Source organism: Streptomyces sp. NBC_01477, from assembly GCF_036227245.1.
Lineage (GTDB): Bacteria > Actinomycetota > Actinomycetes > Streptomycetales > Streptomycetaceae > Actinacidiphila.
Genome location: NZ_CP109445.1, coordinates 7,154,210 through 7,174,383 on the forward strand (window position 1 = coordinate 7,154,210; position 20,174 = coordinate 7,174,383).

At 71.6% G+C, this 20,174-nt stretch carries 14 protein-coding genes; 10 read left to right on the plus strand and 4 right to left on the minus strand.

What is annotated here, in order from left to right:
- The first annotated feature begins 472 nt into the window (after nt 1–472).
- Complete coding sequence (locus OHA86_RS30450) at nt 473–784, plus strand: helix-turn-helix domain-containing protein (RefSeq protein ID WP_329180407.1); 312 nt, start codon at nt 473–475, stop codon at nt 782–784.
- Between the two features lie 168 nt (nt 785–952).
- On the opposite strand, the gene fahA is transcribed toward OHA86_RS30450, so the two are convergent.
- Nucleotides 953–2,188 carry a fumarylacetoacetase gene (fahA, locus tag OHA86_RS30455; protein WP_329180409.1) on the minus strand — a complete coding sequence of 412 codons (1,236 nt, stop codon included), beginning with the start codon at nt 2,186–2,188 and terminating at the stop codon, nt 953–955.
- Between the two features lie 170 nt (nt 2,189–2,358).
- On the opposite strand from fahA, the gene OHA86_RS30460 reads away from it, so the two are divergent.
- The 3 genes from OHA86_RS30460 (at nt 2,359) to OHA86_RS30470 (ending at nt 4,910) form a co-directional block, all read left to right on the plus strand.
- Nucleotides 2,359–3,837 carry an SDR family NAD(P)-dependent oxidoreductase gene (locus OHA86_RS30460; protein WP_329180411.1) on the plus strand — a complete coding sequence of 493 codons (1,479 nt, stop codon included), beginning with the start codon at nt 2,359–2,361 and terminating at the stop codon, nt 3,835–3,837.
- A 143-nt stretch (nt 3,838–3,980) separates the two neighbouring features.
- Nucleotides 3,981–4,442, plus strand: coding sequence for an SRPBCC family protein (locus OHA86_RS30465; protein WP_329180413.1), 462 nt, complete (start codon nt 3,981–3,983; stop codon nt 4,440–4,442).
- Between the two features lie 69 nt (nt 4,443–4,511).
- The gene (locus OHA86_RS30470) at nt 4,512–4,910 is read left to right on the plus strand and encodes a VOC family protein (protein ID WP_329180415.1); all 399 of its coding nucleotides are present in this window, start codon (nt 4,512–4,514) and stop codon (nt 4,908–4,910) included.
- A 64-nt stretch (nt 4,911–4,974) separates the two neighbouring features.
- Here OHA86_RS30470 and OHA86_RS30475 read toward each other — a convergent pair whose 3' ends face one another.
- Nucleotides 4,975–6,021 carry a LacI family DNA-binding transcriptional regulator gene (locus OHA86_RS30475; protein ID WP_329180417.1) on the minus strand — a complete coding sequence of 349 codons (1,047 nt, stop codon included), beginning with the start codon at nt 6,019–6,021 and terminating at the stop codon, nt 4,975–4,977.
- 425 nt (nt 6,022–6,446) lie between these two features.
- On the opposite strand from OHA86_RS30475, the gene OHA86_RS30480 reads away from it, so the two are divergent.
- Together OHA86_RS30480 and OHA86_RS30485 are read left to right on the plus strand one after the other, a co-directional pair.
- A complete protein-coding gene (locus OHA86_RS30480; protein ID WP_329180419.1) occupies nt 6,447–8,186 on the plus strand; it encodes a multicopper oxidase family protein in 1,740 nt (579 codons plus the stop codon).
- 103 nt (nt 8,187–8,289) lie between these two features.
- Nucleotides 8,290–9,312 carry a zinc-dependent alcohol dehydrogenase family protein gene (locus tag OHA86_RS30485; protein WP_329180421.1) on the plus strand — a complete coding sequence of 341 codons (1,023 nt, stop codon included), beginning with the start codon at nt 8,290–8,292 and terminating at the stop codon, nt 9,310–9,312.
- 419 nt (nt 9,313–9,731) lie between these two features.
- Here the strand turns inward: OHA86_RS30485 and OHA86_RS30490 are convergent, their stop codons facing one another.
- On the minus strand, nt 9,732–12,839 hold the full coding sequence (locus OHA86_RS30490; protein WP_329180423.1) for an AfsR/SARP family transcriptional regulator: 3,108 nt from the start codon (nt 12,837–12,839) through the stop codon (nt 9,732–9,734).
- Nucleotides 12,840–13,066: 227 nt separating this feature from the next.
- Here OHA86_RS30490 and OHA86_RS30495 point away from each other — a divergent pair, with 227 nt between their 5' ends.
- Complete coding sequence (locus tag OHA86_RS30495) at nt 13,067–15,298, plus strand: tetratricopeptide repeat protein (protein ID WP_329180424.1); 2,232 nt, start codon at nt 13,067–13,069, stop codon at nt 15,296–15,298.
- A gap of 345 nt (nt 15,299–15,643) precedes the next feature.
- Here the strand turns inward: OHA86_RS30495 and OHA86_RS30500 are convergent, their stop codons facing one another.
- Nucleotides 15,644–16,876 (minus strand): hypothetical protein, encoded by a 1,233-nt coding sequence (locus OHA86_RS30500; protein WP_329180426.1) that lies wholly within the window; start codon nt 16,874–16,876, stop codon nt 15,644–15,646.
- Nucleotides 16,877–17,351: 475 nt separating this feature from the next.
- Here OHA86_RS30500 and OHA86_RS30505 point away from each other — a divergent pair, with 475 nt between their 5' ends.
- The 3 genes from OHA86_RS30505 to OHA86_RS30515 all read left to right on the plus strand — a co-directional run bounded on the left by OHA86_RS30505 (nt 17,352) and on the right by OHA86_RS30515 (nt 19,830).
- Complete coding sequence (locus tag OHA86_RS30505) at nt 17,352–18,548, plus strand: helix-turn-helix domain-containing protein (protein ID WP_329180428.1); 1,197 nt, start codon at nt 17,352–17,354, stop codon at nt 18,546–18,548.
- Nucleotides 18,549–18,803: 255 nt separating this feature from the next.
- Nucleotides 18,804–19,250 carry an ATP-binding protein gene (locus OHA86_RS30510; protein ID WP_329182617.1) on the plus strand — a complete coding sequence of 149 codons (447 nt, stop codon included), beginning with the start codon at nt 18,804–18,806 and terminating at the stop codon, nt 19,248–19,250.
- 7 nt (nt 19,251–19,257) lie between these two features.
- Nucleotides 19,258–19,830 carry a helix-turn-helix domain-containing protein gene (locus OHA86_RS30515; protein WP_329180430.1) on the plus strand — a complete coding sequence of 191 codons (573 nt, stop codon included), beginning with the start codon at nt 19,258–19,260 and terminating at the stop codon, nt 19,828–19,830.
- Nucleotides 19,831–20,174 lie beyond the last annotated feature (344 nt).

Here is a 20,174-nt window from a genome sequence, read left to right on the forward strand (position 1 = left end):
TCATGCGTCACTTCTGGATACAAGGGTGCCCCGCTTGATGCGTCCGGTCTGCAATTGCGCGCCCGGGGCAACTTCTTTCCCGGGCCCGCGCCGGAGCGTTCGGCCGCGCCGGCGCAGGCCCGGCCGCAGAACCGCGCGCCGGTGCGCCCTGACCGGCGCGGACCCGCTGCCGTACCGCTCACCAGTGCTTACCCGGGGGACGGCGGCGGGCCGCGGCCGATGGCGTACGTGGCGGTGAACGACGGCGGGCCGGAAAAGTTGCCGGCTCCGCCCGCCGGGCGGCGGCGCTGCCGGGCCGGGGGTGGTGAACAGCGGCCGGCCCGGTGGGGCAACCTGGGACCTGAAACGGAACGGGCCCGACCTTTTCGCATCACGGGCCAGGCGCGCCGGGGATCGCGTAATTCCACGACCTGCGCTCCGAGGAGGGACGACCGTTGCCCGCTCACTCCCACCGCCGCGGGCGGTGTGTACGATGACCGCCCCCCGTCCGGCCGACCGGCACCGGTCCCACCTCGCGCCCGTGCTCTCCCAGTTGCACCGGGCCTCGGGGATGCCGCTGCGGATACTCGCGTCGCGGCTGGGCATACCGAGCGCGCACGCCGCCGCCCTGCTGTCCGGAGAGTGCTTCCCGGGCTGGTCCCTCGCCGAGCGGTTCGCACGGGCCTGCGGCGCCGACCCGCTGGTGCTGCGCAAGGTGTGGGAGGACGCGCGGCTCCGGGCGGAACGGCAGCACCGCCTTCCCGCCGACTTCCTTGACGGCGACCCGGCGTGGGACATGGACTGAGGGATCGAAACCGTTCAATCGGCCTTCTCCTGTCACCGCCGCCGACGGGGGTGTGCCCCCCCGTGGCCCCCGCCTGCCGGTCCCCGTCCAGGACGTCCCCCCACCCGCCCGCCACTCCCGCTGACGCGCCGCCCCGCCCGGCACCGGTCCCGCGGTGCCGTGCAGGCTCTACCCGCGGGCCGGTTCGATCCGGCCCGCGACCTCGCCGAGGCCGACCCGTACGCCGCCGGGGCCCGGCGCGGTCGCGGTGATGACGACCTCGTCGCCGTCCTCCAGATAGGTCCGCCGCGTGCCGTCCGGCAGCTCGACCGGCTGCTCGCCGCCGCGGGTCAGCTCGATCAGCGCGCCCACACTGTCCGGGTCCGGGCCGCTGACCGTGCCGGACGCGAAGAGGTCACCGGGGCGCAGGCTCGCCCCGTTCACCGTCAGGTGCGCCAGCATCTGCGCGTACGTCCAGTACATCGCGGCGAAGGGCGGCCGGGAGAGCGTGTGCCCGTTGAGTCGCAGCTCCATGGCGATGTCCAGGCCGCACGGCGGCAGCACCGCGCTGTCGTCCAGATACGGCAGCAGCGGGGTGTCCCGCGGCGGCGGCGCCGTACGGGCGTGGGCCAGCGCGTCCAGCGGGACCACCCACGGCGACACCGAGGTCGCGAAGGACTTGCCGAGGAACGGCCCGAGCGGCACGTACTCCCAGGACTGCACATCGCGCGCCGACCAGTCGTTGACCAGGCACACCCCGAAGACATGGTCGTCCGCCCCGGCCATCGTCACCCGCTCGCCCCGCTCCGAGGCGCCGCCCACCACGAAGCCCAGCTCCGCCTCCACGTCGAGCCGCAGCGAAGGACCGTACGACGGCGCCGCCTCACCCGCCGGCCTGCGCTGCCCGCACGGCCGCACCACGGGGGAGCCGGAGACCACGACGGTGCCGGCCCTGCCGTGGTAGCCGATCGGCAGGTGCTTCCAGTTCGGGGTCAGCGGGTCCCCGCCCGCCCGGAAGATCCGGCCGACGGTCGCCGCGTGGTGCTCCGAGGCGTAGAAGTCGACATAGTCGGCGACCTCGAACGGCAGCCGCAGCGTGACCTCCGGCAGCGGCGCCAGCAGCGGCCCCACCGCGTCCCGGTACTCCGCGCCGGTCAGCCACTCGGTGAGCGCCGCCCGCACCCGGGTCCACGCCGGGCGCCCCGCGGCCAGCAGCGGATTGAGCACCGGAGCCGACAGCAGCTCCGCGATGTCCGCCGGCGCCCCCACCGCCCGCGCCGCGGCCCCCGCGTCCAGCACCCGGTCGCCGAGCCGCACCCCGATCCGCTGCCGCGGCTCCGCGGCGGTCCCGAAGACCCCGTAGGGCAGGTTGTGCGGCCCGAAAGGGTCGTCGGACGGCACGGCGAAGGGGTTCTCGGCGCTCAACGGACCTCCAGGGCGGTGCGGCGTAAACGCCCCGAGACTACCGCCGGGTCCACCGCCTGGTTTGGAGCTGCCCGCAGGTCAAACGTAAAGTTCGGCCCGAGACCCGGTGGCGTACCCGGGCGGCACCGGGACCCCGGCGGACCCGGGCGGACAGGGAGAGCAGCGGCGCGATGACGGCGACAGCGCAGGACTTTCACGACCTCGGACCCGAGGAGGACGCGCCCGGCATCGACCCGGCACGCCTCGAGGTCTGCCTGGCCGTGCTCGCCGAACTCGACGGGCTGCCCGTCGACCACCCCGACGCCATCGCGGTGCGCCGCGCCACCGCCGGGGTCTACCGCATGGTCAAGCAGCGCCGCCGCCAGGAGCGCAGGGCCGCCAAGACCGCCAACGACAAGGCCGTGACCGAGGCCACCGCCACCGGCGCCGCCGACCGTATCGACGACGAGACGCTGGGCATCCAGCTCGCCGCCTCGGTCAGCACCGAGATCGCCGGCATCCTGGAACGCCCCAGGTCCTGCTACGTCTGCAAGACCCGCTACGTCGAGGTCGACGCCTTCTACCACCAGCTGTGCCAGGACTGCGCCCGCGAGAACCGGGCACGCAGGGACGCCCGCACCGACCTGGCAGGGCGGCGCGCGCTGCTCACCGGCGGACGCGCCAAGATCGGCATGTACATCGCGCTGCGGCTGCTGCGGGACGGCGCCCACACCACCGTGACCACCCGCTTCCCCAACGACGCGGTCCGCCGCTTCAAGGCCATGCCGGACAGCGACCAGTGGATACACCGGCTCAAGATCGTCGGTATAGACCTGCGCGACCCGGCCCAGGTGGTGGCGCTGGCCGACTCCGTCGCCGCGGACGGCCCGCTGGACATCCTGATCAACAACGCCGCCCAGACCGTACGCCGCTCCCCGGCCGCCTACCGCGAGCTGGTCGCCGCCGAGGCCGCGCCGCTGCCGGCCGGCGAACTCCCGCCCACCGAGGTCTTCGGCGCCTTCGGCAGCGGCGCGCAGACCGCCGCCGCCCTGCCCGCGCCCCGCCGCGAGGCGCTCACTGCCCAGGACGTGACCGACCTCGCCCTGGTCAGCGGGTCCGCCTCGCTCGCCAGGATCGCGGCCGGCACCGCCATCGACGCGGGCGGCCTGGTGCCCGACCTGGACCCGTCCAACACCTGGGTGCAGACCGTCGGCGAGGTCGACCCGGTGGAGCTGCTCGAAGTGCAGCTGTGCAATGTCACCGCGCCCTTCGTACTGGTCAGCAGGCTGCGCCCGGCGATGGCCGCGGCGGCGGCCCGGCGCAAATACGTGGTCAACGTCTCCGCCATGGAGGGCCAGTTCTCCCGCGGCTACAAGGGCGCCGGACACCCGCACACCAACATGGCCAAGGCCGCGCTCAACATGCTCACCCGCACCAGCGCGCAGGAGATGCTGGACACCGACGGCATCCTGATGACCGCGGTCGACACCGGCTGGATCACCGACGAGCGCCCGCACCCCGACAAGATCCGGCTCGCCGCCGAGGGCTTCCACGCCCCCCTCGACCTCGTCGACGGCGCCGCCCGCGTCTACGACCCGATCGTGCGCGGCGAGCAGGGCGAGGACCTCTACGGCTGCTTCCTCAAGGACTACGCGCCCGCCGCCTGGTGACGTTTCCCCGCCGCGGTGAGGTGCCGGGGCGGGTGCCTGCCGCGGTGAGCGTGTGCGGCCGGCCGTGCGCCGCCGTGAGGTGCGTGCCCGGCTACGGGAGTGTCCGCGTCGGAAAGCCCGGGCGGCGCCGGTACGCTCGCCGGGTGCCCAGGTTCGTGATCGAACGCCGTACGGAGCTGCCGCCGGCCGAGGTCTGGCGGCGGCTGACCGCGTGGGAGGACCACAGCGCGACCGTGCCGCTGACCCGGATCACCGTCCTCACCCCGCCACCGTCGGGCGTCGGCACGGTCTTCGTCGCGCGCACCGGACTCGGCCGCGCCTCCTTCGACGACCCGATGCGCGTCGCCGCGTGGCAGCCGCCCACCGCGGACGGCGACCCGGGCCGGTGCTGGCTGGTGAAGACCGGGCGGGTGATCACCGGCTGGGCCGAGATCGAGGTACGCGCGGACGGCGAGGGCTCGTCCGTCCGGTGGGAGGAGGAGCTGCGGGTGCGGCTGCTGCCGAGCGCCTTCGGCGGGGTCACCCAGTACGCGGGCCGGCTGGTGTTCGGCCGCGTCGTGGACACGCTGCTCGGCGCGTCACGCTCGGCCGCCGGAAACCGATGATTTCCGCGCCGCCCGCCGGTCCACCCGGGTGAGTACCGAGCACCACGACCCCGAGCAGAGGCGGAACGCATGTCCGGCAAGATCTTCGTGAACCTCCCTGTGCAGGACCTGCAGAGGTCCATGGGCTTCTTCCAGAGCCTCGGCTTCCGCTTCGACCCGCAGTACACCGACGAGCGGGCCGCCTGCATGGTCGTCTCCGACAGCAGCTTCGTGATGCTGCTGACGCAGCCCTTCTTCGCGTCGTTCACCGCCAAGGACGTCGCGGACGCGACGGCGTCGACCGCGGTGATCGTCGCCGTGTCGCAGGACGCCGCGGAGGACGTCGACCGGATCGGGGACGCCGCGATCGCGGCGGGCGCGCAGCGCGCGAAGGCCGCGGAGGACGCGAGCCCGATGCACACCCGCAGCTTCTACGACCTCGACGGCCACCAGTGGGAGATCTTCCACATCCCCCCGACGCCGGCCTGACGCACCGCGCCGGTGGCCTGACGCACCGTGCCCGTGGTCTGACGCACCGCGGCGCCGGCGGGACTCACCGGGTCGGCGGCGGCCCGCTGCTGTCGCGTACGACCAGTTCGCTGGCGACCTCCACCCTGGTGCCGGCCGGCTGCCCGCCGCCGAGCAGCCGCAGCACCATCCCGGCGGCGAGCGCGGCCATCTCGGCGAGCGGGGTGCGCACCGTCGTCAGCCGCGGGGTGACCCAGTCCGCGAAGGGCAGGTCGTCGAAGCCGACGACGCTCACGTCCGCCGGGACCCGCAGGCCCAGCGTCGCGGCGGCGCGGTAGGTGCTCAGCGCCTGCTGGTCGCTGCCCGCGAAGACGGCGGTCGGCGGGTCCGGCAGTCGCAGCAGGTCCAGCGCGTGGCGGTAGGCGGGTTCGTTGGTGAAGTCGCCGTGGCGGACCAGGCCGGGGTCGAACGGCAGCCCCGCCTCCTCCAGCGCCGAGCGGTAGCCGTCCACCCGGGCGCGGGAGGCCAGCCGGTGCGGCGGGCCGCCGATCACCGCGATCCTGCGGTGGCCGAGCCGTACCAGGTGCCGGGTGGCGGCAAGGCCGCCGGGCCAGTTCGTCGCGCCCACCCACGGCACCCCGGCGGGCGGCTCCTCGACCGGGGCGATCAGCGCGAAGGGGATACCGAGGGCGCGCAGCTCCCGGTGCTGGTCCTGGTCCAGCTCCGGCACCACCAGGATCGCGCCGAGCGTGCGGCGCGCGGCGAGCGAGTCCAGCCAGCGCCTGGCCGAGCTGCCGCGGCCGTGCGCCGCCGAGACGACCAGGCCCATCCCGACCGCGTCCAGCGCCTCCTCGGCGCCCCGGATCAGCTCGACCGCCCACGGGCCGTCCAGCTCGTTGATCACGAAGTCGATGAGGCCGCCGGGGGCCAGCGCGGTGGCGGCGGGGCCGTTCCTGCCCGGATAGCCGTGCTGCGCCAGCAGCCGCTGCACCTTCGCCCGGGTGCGGGCGGCCACGTCGGAGCGGTTGTGCAGCACTTTCGACACGGTGGACACGGAGACGCCCGCCTCCTGGGCGATCACCGCCAGGGTCTTCCCGCCCGGCGCGGGGCCGCCCTCGTCAGTGCCGGCCACGTCACTCCCCTCTCCGCCGCCGCGCGGCGCCCCCGCGAACGTACCTCGCGGTGCGGTCGAACGCGCTCCGGGGTTGCCTGATGGGCGCCCACCCGCGCGGAGGGCAAGCGTTTTTCGGGGGGCGCGGGGAATCGCGCGCGCGACCACGACGGCGGGACAGCGCAGGGACAGCCCCTGGAGGGGCGCGGGGAATCGCGCGCGCGACCACGACGGCGCGGCAGCGCAGGGACAGCCCTTGGGGGGGTGCGGGGAACTGCGCGACCGGCCCATACACGCAGCACGAGGCGTCCGCCACCGCACGTGGCACCCCCCATGGCCGTTCCGGAGCCGTCGCCGAGACCCGCCGTGCCCGACACGTCCCACATCGTTGACGTTGGGTCATATGGATGCTTATCGTCATTCCGCGTCCACCCAGAGGAGCCCGCATGCCGCACGGTCCGTCCCGCCGCTCCCTGCTCGCAGCCGGCGGTCTCGGCGGTCTGGGCGCCCTCACCGGCCTGGACGCCTTCCCCGCCGCCGGTGCGGAGGCCCCGCTGACCTTCGCCTCCCCGAGCCTGACGCCGTACGTCGACGAACTGCCCGTGCCCCCCGTGCTGACCGGGGACCGTACGATCGCCATGGCCCCGGCCACCCACCGCTTCCACCGTGACCTCGCAGTGGCGCGGACCTGGTCGTACGGCGGGCAGCCGTATCTCGGGCCGACCATCGAGGCGCGGCGCGACGAGCCGCTGTCGCTGACGTTCAGCAACGGCTTCGGCGCCGGGCACCTGTTCGCCGCCGACATCGACCCGACGCTGGAGGGCGCCTCGGAGCTGGACAGGACGCTGCCGCGTACGGCGGTGCACCTGCACGGCGCGATCACCCCGCCGGAGGCGGACGGCCACCCCGAGCACACCTTCCGGCCCGGCGCCGAGCTGACGTACCGCCATCCGAACGGACAGGACGCGGCTCATCTGTGGTACCACGACCACGCGATGGGCATCACGCGGCTCAACGCGGTCGCGGGCCTGGCCGGCATGTATCTGCTGCGCGACCGGTACGACACCGGCGCCGCGGACAACCCGCTCGGCCTGCCCGGCGGCGAGTTCGAGGTGCCGCTGACGCTCGCCGACCGCCGCTTCGGGGCCGACGGGTCGCTGGTCTTCCGTACCACCCGCACAATGCCGCAGGGGCACTGGGACGGCGGGACGTACGGCGACGTGATGACGGTCAACGGTGTGGTGTCCCCGTATCTGCGGGTGGCGCGCGGCTGCTACCGCTTCCGGGTGCTCAACGCCTCCAACGCCCGCGCCTACCGGCTGTTCTTCACCAACCGGATGCCGTTCTGGGTGGTCGGCAACGACGCGGGGCTGCTGGACGCCCCGGCCCGCACCACCGCCGTACGCCTCGCGCCCGGCGAACGCCTCGACCTCGTCGTGGACTTCGGCACGCTGGCCGCGGGCGACCACGTGGACCTGACCGACGACCAGCAGGAGTCACCCGAGACGGTCGCCGCCACCGGTGTGGTGCCGCTGGCCGACATCATGCGCTTCGTGGGTACCGGTGTCCGCGGCTTCGCCTCGGCGCCGCCGGCCAGGCTGCGCGGCGGCGCGGGCCGCCCGGCGCCGCTGCCGGCGCTCCCCGCCGCCGGCAGTGTGCCGCGCCGGGTCGTCACCCTCACCCCGGCGCTGGCCGACGGCTGGCCGCCCGCCGGGATGATGATGAACAACCTGCGGTACGACGACGGGCCGATCCTGACCCCGCGGCAGGGCACCGCCGAGGTGTGGGAGTTCGTCAACGCCTCCGCCGAGGCGCACCCCATGCACCTGCACCTGGTGCATATGCGCATCGTCGAGCGGCAGCGCTTCGACGTGGCGGCCTACCGCGCGGCCAACCCGCGCCCGAACCCCGGCACCGCGTGGTCGCCGTCCGCCGACCCGTACCTGCTGGGGGCCGCGCAGCCGCCACTGGCGTGGGAGGCGGGCGCCAAGGACACGGTGGGCTGCCCGCCGGGCATGGTGACCCGGGTCCTGGTCCGCTTCCCCGCGGCGGCGGAACTGGGCTTCGACCCGGACGCGTCCTTCGCCGCCATGAACGGCATGCGCCTGCGGGGCTACGTCTGGCACTGCCACATCCTCGACCACGAGGACGACTGCATGATGGCCCGCTACCGCGTGACCCGCTGAGTCTCCGGCTTCACGAGCACGTCGCCGCTCGGGTACGCGGCCGGCCGCGCACGCCGGGGGCGGGCCGATTGCCGGGGTCCTGCGCCGGTCGCATGCTGGAGGTATGACTCCTGACCTCGCGCAGGACATCAGCGGCTGGGCGGTCGGTACGCCCGGGCCGATCGCGGGCGGGCCGCTGGTACGCGTCCGCCGGGAGGTGGGCGCCCCGGGACCCGGTGAGCTGCTGGTCGAGGTGGAGGCCTGCGGAGTGTGCCGCACCGACCTGCACCTGGCCGAGGGCGACCTCGCCCCGCACCGCCCGGCCACCGTGCCCGGGCACGAGATCGTCGGGCGGGTGCTCGCCGCGGGGGAGGGGGTGACCCGCTTCACGGCCGGCGACCTGGTCGGCGGCGCGTGGCTGCGCGGCACCTGCGGGGTGTGCCGGTACTGCCGGCTCGGCCGGGAGAATCTGTGCCCCGCCTCCGTCTACACGGGCTGGGACGCCGACGGCGGTTTCGCCGAGCGCACTTTGCTGCCGGCCGACTACGTGTACCCGCTGCCCGGCGCGGCCGACCCGGCGCAGCTCGCGCCACTGCTGTGCGCGGGCATCATCGGCTACCGGGCCCTGCGCCGCAGCGACCTCCAGCCGGGCGGCCGGCTCGGTGTCTACGGCTTCGGCGCGTCCGCCCACCTGGCCGCCCAGGTCGCACTGGCGGAGGGCGCCACCGTGCACGTACTGACCCGGTCGCCGGCCGCCCGCGACCTGGCCCTGGCACTGGGCGCGTCCTCGGCCCGCGACGCCTACGACGAGCCGCCGGAGCCCCTGGACGCGGCCGTACTCTTCGCCCCGGTCGGCGACCTGGTCCCGGTCGCGCTCGCCGCCCTCGACCGCGGCGGGACCCTGGCGGTGGCGGGCATCCACCTCACCGACATCCCGGCGCTGAACTACCAGCGCCACCTCTTCCAGGAGCGCAACCTCCGGAGCGTGACCTCGAACACCCGCAAGGACGGCGCCGACTTCCTCGCCACCGCCACCCGCATCGGCCTGCACGCCACCGTCACCCGCTACCCCCTCGCCCAGGCCGACCGCGCCCTCACCGCCCTGTCCGCCGACCACGTCAACGGCGCCGCCGTCCTGCTGCCGTGAGGCCCGGACCGTCCGAGCCTCACGGCAACGCGGTACGTCGGCGCCGCGCGACGGCTACGTCAGCTGGCTGTTGAACGTGTCCGTGAGGGCATGCACTGGTCCGGGCGGTACGCCACGGTTATGGAATACGAGAATTCCGCCAGTGGCCCGGGGTCGGCAATTACCGGTGCCGCGGTCTTTTCAGGTGTGGAACGGTATGCGGCGGCCGTGAAAACCTCGGCGGGCGATGGTGCAGGCGGTACTGAAACGAGCACGGACGTTCCTTTGCCGGGAGCTGCGATCGTTGAGGGTGTGGTGTGCCGGCACCATGATCCGCATTGGATCACGCGCCTCAGGAGTACCGCAACTCCGTATGCGAATCAGTCACTGCCAACTATTGAAGCCCACTAGTACGCGCGTAGTACATCTCTTCAAAGGCTTCATGTGTCCCGCAGTTTTTCCAGCCTGTCCCGTGTGCGCCTGGATTCCCACGTGTTTGACTTTGAGTGGATCGAATATGCCAGACGCAAATGTGAAGCAGCTTCTTCGCGGCGGCCGTCGGCGAGGTGGAGGTCGGCGAGCGCGCTGTGCGTACGTGCTTCTTCCTCCTCTGCGTTGATCCGGCGCGCAATGCGCAACGCGGCGGACAGTTGCTCCTTGGATGTCGCCATTCGTCCCGAATGCAGCTCCGTGAGGCCGAGGCCGCGTAATGCCTGAATCTCTTCCTGGGCTGCCCCGATCTTCCGTGCCAATGCCAGGGCGGCCGAGTAGTGGGCTGCGGACTCGACATGCTGCGCCGCGCGGTGCAGTGCTGTGCCGATTGCGTTGAGGGTGACGACCTCATTCCTTTTGTCGCCGATATGGCGAAATATCGCCAGCGCCTCACGGTGCATTGCGAGCGCCGCCGGCAGATCCTCGGGGATGCGCAGTGTGTTCGCCAGATTGAGTTGGGCGATTGCCGTCTCGGAGCGGCTGCCGACCCGAGAAGTCAGGTCCAGAGTCCGCTGGAATGCGGTGTGTGCCAACTCGATCTCACCTAAGTGCAGGTGGAGGTCGCCCAGATTATTGAGCGCCTGAGCCTCACCTCGCGGGTCCTTTGTCCGGACAAATCCAGCCAGAGCTTCACGGAAGCACTCTCCCGCCCGGGTGTGGTCGCCAAGGTGCAGCAGGCTGATGCCGAGATTGTTCCGGCATCTGGTGATATTCCACATATCTCCAAGTAATTCCCGCAGTCGCAGTGCCTCGCTCAGGAGTGCGCGCGACTCCTTGAGTCGCCCGAGGTCCCAGCTGAGCAGCCCGAGTGCCCGCAGCGACTCCGCCTCCGTGGCTGTGTCGCCGACTTCGACAGCGACCGCCATCGCGCGCCGGGCGGTCGTGTCGGCCGCTTCGTAGTGGCCGATCTGGGACTGGACTGCGGCCAGGGCGAGCAAGGAGTGAGCCTCGGCCGACTGTTCGCCCGCCGCCTGCCACCAGTCGACCGCCTGCGTGTGCATGTGTTCGGCCTCCGCCCACAGCCCCTCGGAGTCTAGGAAGCCGGCCGCCGCGTGCGCCAAGCACGCTGCCTGACGCGGGCTGCCGTGTCCACGCAGGTGCAGTTCGGCGGCCACTACGGCGTCGGTCTCCAACCGCAGCCAGGTCCTCGCGTCGGGCTGGCCGGTCCAGGCCGGCAGTGCGAAGGGGGAGTCCGCCACGCCGAGGTCGAGGCGTGGGCGCCGCTCGAAGAGCGCGTGGTCGGCGGCGGTCACCGTATGCAGGTAGAAGGCGGCCAGCCGGTCGAGTGCTGTGTCCCGCTCAGTAGCCGGTTCCTGGTCCACCAGGGAGCGTGCGTAGGTCGCCAGAAGATCGTGGAGGTCGTACCGGTCGGGAGCGGGCTCGCGGACCAGATGGGCATCGAGCAGCGATTCGAGTATGCGTTCGGTCTCCGGCAGCGGCAGATCGATGAGCGCCGCAGTGGCCTGCGCGCAGAACGTGGGCCCGAAGTGCAGGCTGAGCAGCCGGAAGACCCGCTGGTGCGCCGGCGGAAGTGCGTCGTAGGACAGTGCGAACGCCGCTCCGATCTCACGCTGCCCGTCGCGGATCTCCGCGAGCCGGCCGGGGCCGTGCGACAGCCGTCCGACCAGGTGGGCGACGGTCCAGGTGGGGCGCGACCTGAGGCGGGCCGCGGTGAGTTCCAGCGCGAGCGGGAGGTAGCCGCAGAGCCGGGCCAGCGCGGCCACGTCAGCCGGATCATGGTTCCTGCCGTCGTCCGCGAGCGTGGTGAACAGCTTCTCCGCTTCTGCGGGGGAGAGAACATCGAGCATCACATGACGGATGCCGGGCAGTCCCGTCAGACGGCGGCGGCTGGTGATGATGATCAGCGACGGCGAGTCGCCGGGCAGCAGTGGCCGAAGCTGCTCGGGTCCCGCCGCGTCGTCCAGCACGACGATGGCCCGGCGAGCGCTGAGCACGGTCCGCCACAAGGTGGTGAGGTCGTCCTGATGGCGCGCCACCGTCTGGGCGGGGACGCCGAAATGCCGTAGCAGCGTGGCCAGGGCGGTCTGCGGCGACATCGGTGTGCGGCCGGAATGCGCCTGCAGATTCAGATAGATCTGCCCCGATGGATAGTGCCTGGCCAGTCGGCGCGCGCTGTGCAGGGCCAGTTGGGTCTTGCCCACCCCCACCATTCCGGTGACGGTCTGGAAGGCGACGACTCCCGGCACCGGCGTGCGGAGCGCCTGTAACTCCGCCGCCCGCCCGATCAGTACACCGCTGTGCGCCGGAATGTTGTACGGCGCGGGCGGGGCGGGGCCGGGCGAGCGGCGGGCCAGCAACTCCCCGGCGGGCGCGTGGTCCAGGATGCCCCGGTGGACACGGACCAGGGCCTCGCCCGGCTCTGTGCCCTCGTCGCGCAGCCGCCGGCGTATGGATTCGTAGGCGCGCAGCGCGGCCGTCTGGCGCTCGGAGGCGTAAGCCGCGGTCATGAACAGCGCGGCGATGGTCTCGTCCATCGGGTACTGCTCGGCCAGCGCGGTCAGATCCTCAAGCGCCCGGTTGTATTGCCCGCCCCGGACCTCGATCTCGGCGCGCAGCACCGTCGCCGCCAGCCGCCGCTCGATGAGCCTCAGCCTGACCTGCTCGGTCCACAGCCCCGTGAAGCCGGTGAGCGGTGGACCGCGCCACAGCGACTCGGCCTTGCGCAGCAGGACGAGGGCCTGGGCGTCGTCGCCGCTGGCGGCCAGGGAACTCGCCTGGGTGGTGAACCGCTCGAAACGGTGCTGGTCGACCGCGTCCGGCTCGATATCGAGCCGGTAGGCGTGGGCGAGCTGGGACAGCCGCTCGCGGCCGAGCTTGTCGCGGATGCCCGTGACGTAGGAGTACAGCGACGCCCGTGGCTTGGCGGGCGGTGAGTCGTCCCAGAGCCGGTCGGCCAGGGTGTCGAGCGGGACCGACCGACCCGCGTCCAGCGCGAGAGCGGCCAGCAGGTGGGTCGCCTTGGCGGCCCCGTGCATCTTGAGGCGCCCCCCGACCCATAATTCCACCGGGCCAAGCACCAGGATGTCGATCTCCACCAGCACGCTCCTCACGCCGGCCACCCCGCGGCTCCAGAGTGACATGCCGTCAGTGACGGGCAATAGCGTCCCTCGAAAGTGGGAAGCTATTGGCTGAAAGCTTTCTTACTTTGTCAATGCCGATCTTTCATGGTCGGGAAAGGGTTGCCGGGTCTGTCGAGGACAGAGAACTCTGCCACCTTTGACGGGCGGGCTGACATGCCGTCGGGCACACCGGGAGGACATGCGTGGACCAGCAGCCGGTCCAGGACCGCGGCGAGGACGCGGAAGACGCCGGCCCGGCAGACTCAGGCGCGGGCGACCGTACGGCCGAGCCCGTCGCGGGCGACCGAACAGCCAACACGGTGGCGGGCGACGCCCGGATCACCGGACCCGTCGTGCAGGCCCGCCACGTCAGCGGCGGCATTCATCTGTACGAGCACCGGTACGAAGCCGCGGAGCCCGCCCGGCGGACCGGCGTACCGCGGCAGCTGATCCCGGCCCCGGCCCACTTCACCGACCGCGTCGCGGACCTGGCCGCCCTCGACGTGCTGCTGGACACCGCTCACGGGATGGCCCCGCCCCTCGTCGTGGTCACCGGTGCGGCCGGCGTCGGCAAGACGGCGCTCATCGCGACGTGGCTGCACCGGCTGGCCGCCGGGTATCCCGACGGGCAGCTCTACGCCGATCTGCGAGGCCACACCGACGACGAACCCGTGCCGCCCAGCGCGGTGCTCGGACGGTTCCTGCGCGGCTTGGGTGTGGAGCAGCCGCCGGCGGAACCGGCGGAACAGGCCACCCTGTGGCGTACGGTCACGGCGGACTTACGGGTCGTCCTTTTCCTCGACAACGCTTTCAGCGTCGCCCAGATCCGTCCGCTGCTGCCGGCGGCACCCGGCGCTCTGGTGGCGGTGACCAGCAGGCGCCGGCTGCCCGGGCTCGGACTGGACGGTGCCGGCTTCCACCACCTCGACATACTCGATCCCGCCGCCGCTCTGGAACTGCTCGACCGCCGCCTCGGCGGTGAGCGGGTCGCCAGGGAGCGGGCGGCCGCAGCCGATCTCGCCCGGCTCTGCGCCGGGCTACCGCTCGCGGTGTGCGTGGCGGCCGCCCGGATGGCAGCGCGGCCGCGCCAGCCGCTGGCCGCTCTCGTCGGAGCGATGAGGCAGGAGGACGGCCGGCTCACGCATCTCGGTTTCGGGGGTGAACGTGCGGTGCAGGCCGCGCTCGACGCGTCGTACGGCGCACTGCCGCCCGAGATCGCGCGCGGCTACCGGCAGTTGGGACTGCTTCCGGTCACCGACTTCGGTGCGGGCGCCGCCGCGGCGGCCTGCGCGCTCTCCCCGGAGCGGGCGGAGGACCTGCTCGACGAACTGGTCGATGTCAGCCTGCTCGAAGAGATCGGCCCCGACCGTTTCCGTTTCCACGACCTGATCCAGTTGCACGCTGCCCAGCGTGCCGCGGCCGAGGACACCCCCGACGCCCAGGACGCCGCCGTACGCGGGGCGCTCGACTGGTATCTGTGGACCGCGTCCGAGGCCAAGGCACTGCTGTCGCCGACCCATCGCCGGATGCCCCGCGACTACCTGCATTGCCCAGAGGGCCCGCCGCCTTTCGACGGCCCGATCTCCGCGTTGGCCTGGCTGGACACCGAGCGCCTGCCGCTGATGGCGGCGGTACGGACCGCTGTGGGGCGCGGCTGGGACGACCAGGTGTGGCAGCTTGTCGACAGCATGCAGCCGTTGTGGGTCCGCTTGCGCCCCGCCGACCTGTGGATCGAGGCGCACCGGCTCGGCCTGGCCGCCGCGACCCGCGCCGGGCGCGACACCGCGGTGATGCAGATGCTGACCACCGGCGGCGCGGGTCTGTGCAACGCCGGACAGTGCGAAGAGGCCGCCGACTGGTTCACCCGCGCACTGCGGCAGGCCCGGGACACCGGCGACCGGCGGGCCGAGGCCCAGGCACTGCACGGCCTCGGTCAGGCACACCAGCTCGCCGGCCGGCCGGACCGCGCCACCACCTTCTTCCGCCAGGCTCTCGACCTGCGCGAGACCATCGGCCACGCCCGGGGCGCGGCCCTGAGCCGGCTGTGCCTCGGAGACCTCGCCCTCACCGCGGGCGCACCGCATGAGGCGGTTGACCTGCTCAGCCGGGCCCGCGCCGACTTGCTGGCCGTCCCCGACCCGTACGACGCCGCGCGGGCGCTGGCCTTCCTCGGCATGGCCCATGCCGCTGGCGGGGCCGCCCACACCGCCTTGGCCGCCCGGGAACTGCACCAGGCACTCGCGGAGTTCGCCGCCTGCGGCTCGGTTCACTGGCAGGCGCGCGTCCTGGAGTTCCTGGGGACGGTTGCCGCGGGCCGGGGCCAGCAGCAGCGGGCCAGGGACTGGTACGAACAGTCCCTGGCCCGCTACACCCCGGTCAGCCCGCGGGACGCCCGCCGCCTGACCGGCCGACTGCACGATCCGGAGCCGCCTTGAGCACCGCCGCCCACCGCCCGGCAGAACTGCAGCTGCCCGCGACCAGCCGACCGTAGAATCTCGACGCCAGCAGGGCATGGTCGCGGCGGCTCAACACACCCGTGCGGACCTGGAGGCCGCAGATCAACGCGCCTTCGCTGTCCGCCCTTACGATGCGGGCGAGCGTCACGCACCGGCCGCGGCCGTCCCGTAGCGACACCAGCAGACAGCCGGGATAGCGCCGCAGAAGCGGGACGGCCGACCGCGGACTCCCGGTGCCGTACAGCACATCGGCGCACGCGCGCCACGCCTCGCAGGAGACAGCGTCCAGGTCGACCCGTACGTGGTCAGGCAGAAGCTGCCCGCTCACAGGGCAACCTCACTTGCGGACAGGGTGACCGGCTCGGTCGTGGGCGGGTAGGCCGGCTGGCCGAGGCCGAGCTGTTCGTAGATCAGCGCGCGCATGTTCCGGGCGAAGCGGCCTGGCTCGGACGATATCCGGCCGGCGATCCGCCGGAAGTCCCGCTGCGAGTATTCCGCCGCGGCATAGGCCAGTTGGTCGGCCAGCGGCCGGGTCGGGCTGAGCGCGGGTGCGGTCCGTGCCATCGCGACCCCGGGCGAGGCCGGGTTCGCGTCCTGGTACGGATAGCGGGCGAGCACAATGGGCGCACCGGTCATCGTCGCGTACAGCGTTACCGAGCCAAAGTCGCCCAGCACGAAGTGCGCGGCGACCAGCATGGCCCGCCAGTCGGCGTCCGGCGAGACGACCGTCACCCCGGCCCTGCGACAGTCGGCAAGCCAAGCCCGGACCTGGTAACGCCCGTGCCGGGAGAACGTGTTGGGGTGCACCAGAAGCGCGGTGAGAAAGCGGTCCCTCGGCAGTTCCGCCAACAGCCGCGGCAGCAGGGCGTCCAGGCGGTTGAACGATGAGCGGCGCCCCCACGTCGAGGGCACGAGCACCAGTTGCTGCCCGGGCGCCAAGCCGATCGCCGCACGATACTCGTCCCGGAAGGGCAGACTGGCCGCGATCCGGTCGTACGTCGGATCGCCGACGACCTTGGCGACTGGAAGCGCCTCGGGGCACCAGCGCCGCAGCGCCCGCAGATCGTCGCGATGCGGCAGCGCGACCGCCCGCGGTACGACGGCACCGTCCCAGGTGAGGTAGCCGCGCCCGGTGATGCCCCCCGGCTCCCGTGCGCCCGCGGTCAGGTCACCGCGCTGTTCGCCGGACGGCACTCGGGCCAGTGACATGTGCCCCCCGCCGTGCGGGATCCGTACCAGCGGGGCGCGTAGCTTTTCCATGCCCTGCGATCCCGCGGCGATCGCGAGGTCGAAGTCGGTGCGTACTGCCTCGGCCCACGGCATGACGTTCGCCCCGAGTCCCGTCAGGAAGCGGGCGACCCCGTTGTTGAAGGCGTGCGGCGCGACGGTGAAGGTGACCTCGACCCGAAGGTCGGAGTGAAGCAGCGGCAGAAGATCCTTCAGCCGGTGCCCGTAGACCTCGGTGTGCACCGGCACCAGTACGGTCTTGTGCCCGGCCAGCGTGCTCCACTGGTCGGCGTCCCCTCCCCGCGTCGTTCGATGGTTCGTGATTTCCATGATGGACACGACATCCCCCCGATAACCTGTGAGGCCCCTCGCGGGGCCGGTGGAAACCTCCAGACGGACGGATGTCCCGGCGGGGTGTTGGAACCCTTGGCGAAGCCTTGGAGAAAGCTTGCGCAGCCCGGAATGTCCCGGTCCTGCGGACGGCGGAGCGCGGATGGCACAGCTGACCGCGGTGGTCTCCGATGCGGCCGATGTACGCGCGCCGGCGCTGTTCTGTGCGTAGGCGCTGCGCTGGACGGCGGCCGGCCCGGCCCCCGCAGACGGAGGTCGCACGCCTGCTGGCCCTCGGCGCGTCCCGCGCGGACATCGGGCAGGGCGATGGTCCCTGGCGGGTGCTCACCGACCCCAACACGTCTGACTACCGGTTCTGCGCACGCGCGCATGTCAGCGCGACGCAGGGTCGAGCGTGGCTACTGGCCGTGCACAGGGGGTACCGTTTTGGTGTCGAAGCAGAACGGAGCAGAGCATGCCCGATGACGTGGATGAGCACATCGGCGCGCGAATTGCGAGATTCCGCAAGCAGCGAGGTCTACTGCAACAAGGACTCGCCATGCGTGCCAATATTTCCAAGTCGCTGATTTCGAAGGTGGAGTGCGGGCAGAAGCCTGCCTCGGCTGCTCTCGTCGCCGCTTGCGCCCGCGCCCTCAACGTCACTACATCAGACCTGCTGGGACAGCCTTTCATCGAGGAACTCCGCCGCGATCGTCTGGACGACTTGATCCAGCCTATCCGCGTGGGCATGGAGAATTGGGACGTGCCGCACGACCAGGAGATTCCACCGCGCCCGATCAGCCTGATCCGCGTGGACGTTCAGCGCCTGCTCGTTCAACGCCGTGAAGCGGATTACATGCCAATGGCGCGCGATCTTCCCGCAGTCATCGATGAGTTGGTTCATGCCATTCACACAACAGCGGGGGAGGAGCAGCGCCAGGGTTACGAATGCCTGGCAAACGCATTTCGATGCATCTTCACTCTTTCCTGGAATTTTGGATATATCGACCTTGCTACGGTTGCGTTGGACCGTATTGCGTTGGCGGCGCCTCGCGCTGATGAGCCTGGGCTTGCCGCAATGCACGCCTACCTGAGAGCCCAAACCATCCTGTCGTCCGGGCGCTACGAAGTCGGAATGCTGGTGATCGATCAGGCCTTGCGAGATCTGGGCGGGGCGCAAATGCGTCGCTCCGAAGATCTATCGGCACTGCGTGGGAGTCTCCACTTGCGGGCTGCCGTTATCGCCGGTCGGGCGAAGGACGCCGACAGTGCTGACGCCCGGTTGGCGGATGCCCGTGGTATTGCGCAGGCATCTGGGGAGCTTCCCAGCTATGGCCTTACCTGGGGACTGCCCAACGTCGGAGTACACGCGGTAGCCATTGCGTGTGAACTGGGGCAATGGGATCAGGCAATCGAGATATCCAAGAGCGTTCGGATCCCACGCGACTGGTCACGGTCAAGGGCCGGTCACCATTGGATGGACCTCGGCCGAGCGTACTTCTGGGCGAACCGCCCCGAGAAGGCGCTGGATTGTCTTGTCCGGGCGCGCAGGATCGCACCTCAGCAGACGCGCTACCACCCCACCGTCCGAGAGACGGTTCTCGCCATGAAGCGGCGCGAGCGGGTCCGTAGCAGCGCGCTGGCCCAGTACGCGGAGTGGATCGGGATCTAGCAGGTCATTACGGCGGGGAGTTGCACCGATCGGTGCAACTCCCCGCGGGCGCGTGTCGGGATGCTGACTGTCAGTAAGGACCCCGGCGACCGTGCTCGCGGCCCCGGGGCGAGGTCAACGTTGCAAGGAGCGCCGACGCATGGACCGTATCGTTCGGCTGGTTGCCGAGGTGACGACCGCGTTAAACGGACGCCGGATCCCCGGCTGGCATGCCGCCTATGCGGTGGCCCCGTGGAATCGGGGGGAGTCGCGGTGATGCTGCCTGTGCCGAACGCCCCTGCGGGCCCGTGCGTCATCGCTCACCGGTGGGCGTACGACCCGGAGAACGTTCAGCGGGCGCGGGATGAACTCCGGCTCCACCTTGCCAAGTGGGGCACGCCGGTTGAGGTGATGGAGTCCGCTGTGCTGGTGCTCTCGGAGTTGTTCACCAATGCGCTGCGGCACGCGCGGCAGCCGGAGGGGCGTCATGTTGAGACGCGGTTCGAGCGCCGGGCAAGCGGTGTGCGGATCGAGGTGCATGACGCCGGCGAGACCAGGCCGGAGCGGCGGGAGGTGCACCCGGATGAGGAGTGCGGGCGCGGTCTGGTTCTGGTGGACGCGCTGACGGGTGGCCGCTGGGGAGTCGGTGAGCGCGCAGGCGTCGGAAAGATGGTCTGGGCGGTGTGCGGCCCGGCCCACGCGGGCGTGGAGGTGTCGGCGTGAACGTCCCGTGAGGGTTCGGTTCCCCCGCCGGACGTGCACGATCGCCACCGACAGCGGCGAGGTGGTCAGCGGGCATCTGCCGTTCTGGGCGGGTGAGGACCCCACCCGGACCGGCGTGCGCAGGCAGGGCCTGCGTGCCGCTCTGGTCGACGTGGTCTTCGGGGCAACTGCGGGCAGCCTGGTTCTGCCGGTGGCCTGCGGCCAGGAGGTGGCCGAGGAGGCGCCCGTCCTCGTCGTCACCATCGGCTACAAGCCGTCGTGCACTGGCGGACCAGTCGGTCACCGAGGCCCGCCCCGCATGGGACTACACAAAACTTCGCACCTGGGAGCAGTGGTGACGATCAGACGTGTACGGACGCGCCCGCGCGTGCTGGACCATGAGCCGGAGGCCGTCACATGGGCTCGCAAAAAGGCCGGTCTCACGAAGCGGGCACTCGCTGAGCGGCTGGGGATCTCCGAGCAGTTGATGGGTGAGATCGAATCGGGGTGGCGCAATGCCACACCGGCGAACCTGGCGAAGATCGCAAAGGAGCTGAACTGCCCCAGAGTCTTCCTGGAACGCAAGCACACGGAGGGCTGACCCTCCGAATGTCAACCTTTCGGCTTGACGGTCGATTCGTCGCGGGCCTCAAAGTGGCATGGGGCGCACTTCCCGACGGTGGGGGGAGGCGTGAGCGTCAGCAGTGTGCACGGCGGAGTACCCGAACCTCGATGCGCTTACTCGTCGGTCATCACTGCTGAGCAGGTCAAGCACGATTCGCCAGGACACGCCAGGGCGCGCCCTATGGTCTACCCACCTCCTCATCGAATGAGATGTTCAGCAGGTCAAACCCAGAAGGCGCACCGTGCCGGTAGGGGTCTCACGCGTGATTGACGCTGCTGGGATGGAGATATGGCAGACGAGCGAACTGACGAACAAGCCCC